A 4,199-nucleotide genomic window follows, 5' to 3' on the forward strand; every position below is an offset into this window, starting at 1 on the left:
GCAGCAGAACGCGGCGCTGGTGGAAGAGGCGGCGGCCGCGGCTGGCTCGCTGCAGGAGCAGGCCCATCGCCTGGCCGAAGCCGTGGCGGTGTTCAAGATCAATGCCGGCGACGTGATCGAAGTGCCGGCGCGCCAGCTGGCCCAGCAGCCCCACGCGCCGCGGGTCGCCGCGCCGCACGCCGAGCCGTCGGCGCCCGCCGCCAAGCCGATGCATCCGGCCAGGTCCGAAGCGCCCGCCGAATCGACGCCGGCGGCCGACAAGCCCGCCGCGGCGCCGCGCCTGACGCAGCCAGCCCGTGCCCGGCCCACTGCCAACAGCGGCGCCACCGCGGCCCGGCCGTTGCGTCGTCCGGTCGTCAAGACCAGCGACGCCACCGATGCCAAGCCGATCAAGCCCGCGCCGGCCGCCGCCCGCCGCGCCCCGCCCGCGGATGATGACTGGGAGTCCTTCTGACAACGCACGCACGGACGCATTGAACAGGTAGTCGCAGTAACAAACACCCCCCTTTTACGTTGGGGCGGCAATGGTGCCGCCCTGACGGTTACTGGAAATATCGGAAAATGTTAAGCAATCTGAAGGTGCGCACGGGCTTGATGCTTGCCCAATTGGCAGTCGCCGTGGCCGCGCTGGTTGCAATTGCCTTGGGTTGGAACAGCATGCGCTCCAACGCCGAAGCGATCAACGCTTTGGATAGCCTGAGTGTCCAGCAGAGCAATCTGGTCAAGGACTCGTACGTGCAGATGCTGCGCGCCACCATCCGCGCCGATATCGCCGCCGCGCAACGCGCGGCGGGCGACAAGGCGGGCGCGGCCGAGAACACCCGCATCGTGCAGCAACTGCTGGCCGAAGCCAAGACGAAACTCGAAAGCTTCAAGGCGATTCCGAAGAACACCGAGATCGGCCGCGCCGCGGAAGGCCAGTTGCTGGCTTCCTTCAACGGCTTTGCCGAGGGCCTGCAGGCGATGCTGGGCGCGTTGGACCGGGGGGACAACGCCGAATACCTGAACCTGAAGAACACCAAGACCGCCGCGGCCAGCGGCGCGTTTTCCAAGCAGTTGACCGAGTTCGCCAGCACCATTACGAGCTACAGCGAAGCCCAGGTGGCCGAATCGCGCTCGCAGGGCGCGATCATGACCTACGTCTACCTGGCGCTGGTGCTGGTGATCCTGGCCGTGTCGCTGGGCGCATTCCTGTTCATGAACCGGGTGGTGCTGCGGCCGCTGCGCGTGGTCGGCGAGAGCTTCGACCGCATCGCGGGCGGCGACCTGACCACGCGCGTCGAGGTGCATTCGAGCAACGAGATCGGGGCCTTGATGGCCGCGGTCAAGCGCATGCAGGAAAGCCTGGCGCGCACGGTGGCCACGGTGCGCCGCGGCGTGGACGAGATCAACGTGGGCGCGCGCGAGATCTCGGCGGGCAACACGGATCTGTCCAGCCGCACGGAAGAACAGGCGGCTTCGCTGGAAGAGACCGCCGCGTCGATGGAAGAACTGGCTTCGACGGTCAAGCAGAACGCCGACAACGCGCGCCAGGCCAACCAGCTGGCGGCCAGCGCCTCGGACGTGGCCGAGCGCGGCGGTTCGGCGGTGGCCGAAGTGGTCAACACGATGCAGGGCATTTCGGCCAGCTCGCGCAAGATCTCGGAAATCGTGTCGGTGATCGACGGCATCGCGTTCCAGACCAACATTCTGGCGCTGAACGCGGCGGTGGAAGCGGCGCGCGCGGGCGAGCAGGGCAAGGGCTTCGCGGTGGTGGCGGGCGAAGTGCGCTCGCTGGCGCAGCGCAGCGCGCAGGCGGCCAAGGAGATCAAGGGCCTGATCGAGGATTCGGTGACCAAGGTGGGCGCCGGTTCGCAGCAGGTGGAACGGGCGGGCGCGACGATGCAGGAGATCGTGGCGTCGGTCAAGCGCGTGACGGACATCATGGGCGAGATCTCGGCGGCCTCGGAAGAGCAGTCCAGCGGCATCGACCAGGTGAACCGCGCGGTCTCGCAGATGGACGAAGTGACGCAGCAGAACGCGGCGCTGGTGGAAGAGGCCGCGGCCGCGGCCGGCTCGCTGCAGGAGCAGGCGCAGCGCCTGGCCGAAGCCGTGGCGGTATTCAAGATCAATGCCGGCGACGTGATCGAAGTGCCGGCGCGCCAGCTGGCCCAGCAACGTAGTGCGCCACGGGTCAGCGCGCCGCAGGTCGAGGAGCCGGCGGCGGCGCAGGAAAAGGCCGTGGCGTCCGCCGCGCCGGCGCCACGCCAGGCAGCGCCTGCCGCGCGCTTGACGCATGCCACGCGTGCCAAGCCGGCGGCGGCAGCGGCCGAGGCCGCCAGCGCGGCACGTCCGCCGAGGCGTCCGCCGCCGCGCGCAACCGCGGCGACGAACGACGCCAAGCCGCCAGCGGCGGCTACCCGTCGCCAGGCGCCGGCGGACGATGATTGGGAATCTTTTTGACGCCGGTCGAGACCGGTAAATGGGCAGGTATGCGAGGCTATCTACATCTTCTGGCGACGGCGGCAATTGCGGCGCTGATCGCGGGCTGCGCGGCAACGGGCCACAATTTCGACCCCAGCAAGCTGTCGACCCTGACCCCGGGTCAGACGACGCTGGAAGAAGCCTCGCGGGCGCTCACCGCCCCGCCTGACAAGTTCTACAAGCAGACCGACGGCACCTTCCTCGCCCTCTGGTCCTTCAAGATCACGTTTGTCGCGGACGGCCTGTACAGCCGCAAGGAAGCGCTGCTGCAGTTCGGCCCGGACGGCCGGCTGATGCGCCTCGTCGACAGCACCAATATTCTGCTGGAACCCTGGGAACGCCAGAAATTGCTGGGCCCCGCACCCATGCCTGACCCCGTTCAGGATTGGGCGCAACAGCCCGCGCCGCCGCCCCAGGTGGAAACCATCGTCATACCGGTGCCGGCTGCGCCGCCCGAGACGGTGCGCCAGGGGCGGTAGGCCCCGTTTTCCGCGGAGAGCGCGCCGGCCCCCGGGGCCACCGCGTACGTCGCCCTGACGCGAACCCTTCCGCAAGGAGGGTTCGCCAGGGTGGTTTTTCATTTGGTCAGAGCTGTACCTGAGGGATGGGGAAAGAATATGGAAGCGAGTCTGGAATCCGGAGCGAAATCAGGCAAGGTGGGCAAGAAGAAGGCCGCGCGCGCACCCAAGGTGAAACGCAAGCTGCGGCTGCGCGATGCCCGCGTCGGCACGATGCTGCTGTGGGTCATGGCATTCTTCGCGGTGCTGATCGCGGCGGTGGGCGGCCTGGCCGCCTTCTTCCTGCAGCACAACTACGAGTCCATCCGCGAGGTTAATGCGCTGACCGAGCGCGCCAAGCAAGTGGATGTGATCAACAGCGACATGCTGCGCGCCCGCGTCAGCCTGATGGTCGCGGCCCGTCACCTGCAGGAGTCGGGCTGGGGCAGTGGCGAGAACTCGGCGCGCGACGCGGCCGCGGCGCTCAAGGGCGCCACCGATCTGCTGACCGGCGTGCGCAGCCGCTTCGCCGACTTCCAGAAGAACATGCTGCAGGATGACACCGGCCGCCAGCTATCGATGAACCTGGTGCGCCGCTACCGTTCGTATATCGATGACGGCGTCGACACCATGGTGGAAGCGCTGCGCAGCGAGGACTACTCGACCTTCTACATGGTCAACAATGAATACGGCACGCCGCGCAGCGCCGCCTTCATCGAGGCCATCGGCGAATTCAGCAAGTACATCGCCGACCAGCAGGAAGCCACGATCCAGCAGGCCGAGGACAACTTCAACCGCGCCATGGTGGCCGTTGCCGTCGCGGTGGCGTTGGCGCTGGCCCTGATGGTGTTCTGCCGCGTGCTGTTCGGCCGCCTGGTGGTCCGTCCGCTGGTCGAGGCCGGCCAGCATTTCGACAAGATTGCCGCCGGCGACCTGACCAGCCGCGTTGAAGTGCGCTCGCACAACGAAATCGGCCAGCTGTTCGCCGCGCTCAAGCGCATGCAGGAAAGCCTGACACGCACGGTGGCCACGGTGCGCCGTGGTGTCGACGAGATCACGGTGGGTTCGCGCGAGATCTCGGCGGGCAACACGGATCTGTCCAGCCGCACGGAAGAACAGGCGGCCTCGCTGGAAGAGACCGCCGCGTCGATGGAAGAACTGGCCTCGACGGTCAAGCAGAACGCCGACAACGCGCGCCAGGCCAACCAGCTGGCGGCCAGCGCTTCGGACGTGGCCGAG

General features: G+C 67.8%; 3 protein-coding genes and 1 pseudogene. All 4 read left to right on the forward strand.

Features of this window, described 5'->3' with window-relative positions; all coding sequences use genetic code 11:
* A pseudogene (locus HV742_RS31900) lies at positions 1-454 on the forward strand (methyl-accepting chemotaxis protein); the annotation flags it as partial.
* A gap of 107 nt (positions 455-561) precedes the next feature.
* Complete coding sequence (locus HV742_RS31905; RefSeq protein ID WP_059270081.1) at positions 562-2,442, forward strand: methyl-accepting chemotaxis protein; 1,881 nt, start codon at positions 562-564, stop codon at positions 2,440-2,442.
* Positions 2,443-2,471: 29 nt separating this feature from the next.
* Positions 2,472-2,942: a hypothetical protein gene (locus tag HV742_RS31910; protein ID WP_049074356.1), complete on the forward strand. Its 471-nt coding sequence runs from the start codon at positions 2,472-2,474 to the stop codon at positions 2,940-2,942.
* Between the two features lie 138 nt (positions 2,943-3,080).
* Positions 3,081-4,199 (forward strand): Tar ligand binding domain-containing protein (locus HV742_RS31915; protein ID WP_175147271.1); only part of this gene is annotated, 1,119 nt, incomplete at its 3' end.

This window comes from Achromobacter ruhlandii (assembly GCF_902859695.1).
Taxonomy (GTDB): Bacteria; Pseudomonadota; Gammaproteobacteria; order Burkholderiales; family Burkholderiaceae_B; genus Achromobacter; species Achromobacter ruhlandii.

Bases quoted from the DNA above. Each gene is read 5' to 3' on its own strand.
- HV742_RS31905 (WP_059270081.1), top strand. From the start codon at position 562: ATGTTAAGCAATCTGAAGGTGCGCACGGGCTTGATGCTTGCCCAATTG.
- HV742_RS31910 (WP_049074356.1), top strand. From the start codon at position 2,472: ATGCGAGGCTATCTACATCTTCTGGCGACGGCGGCAATTGCGGCGCTG.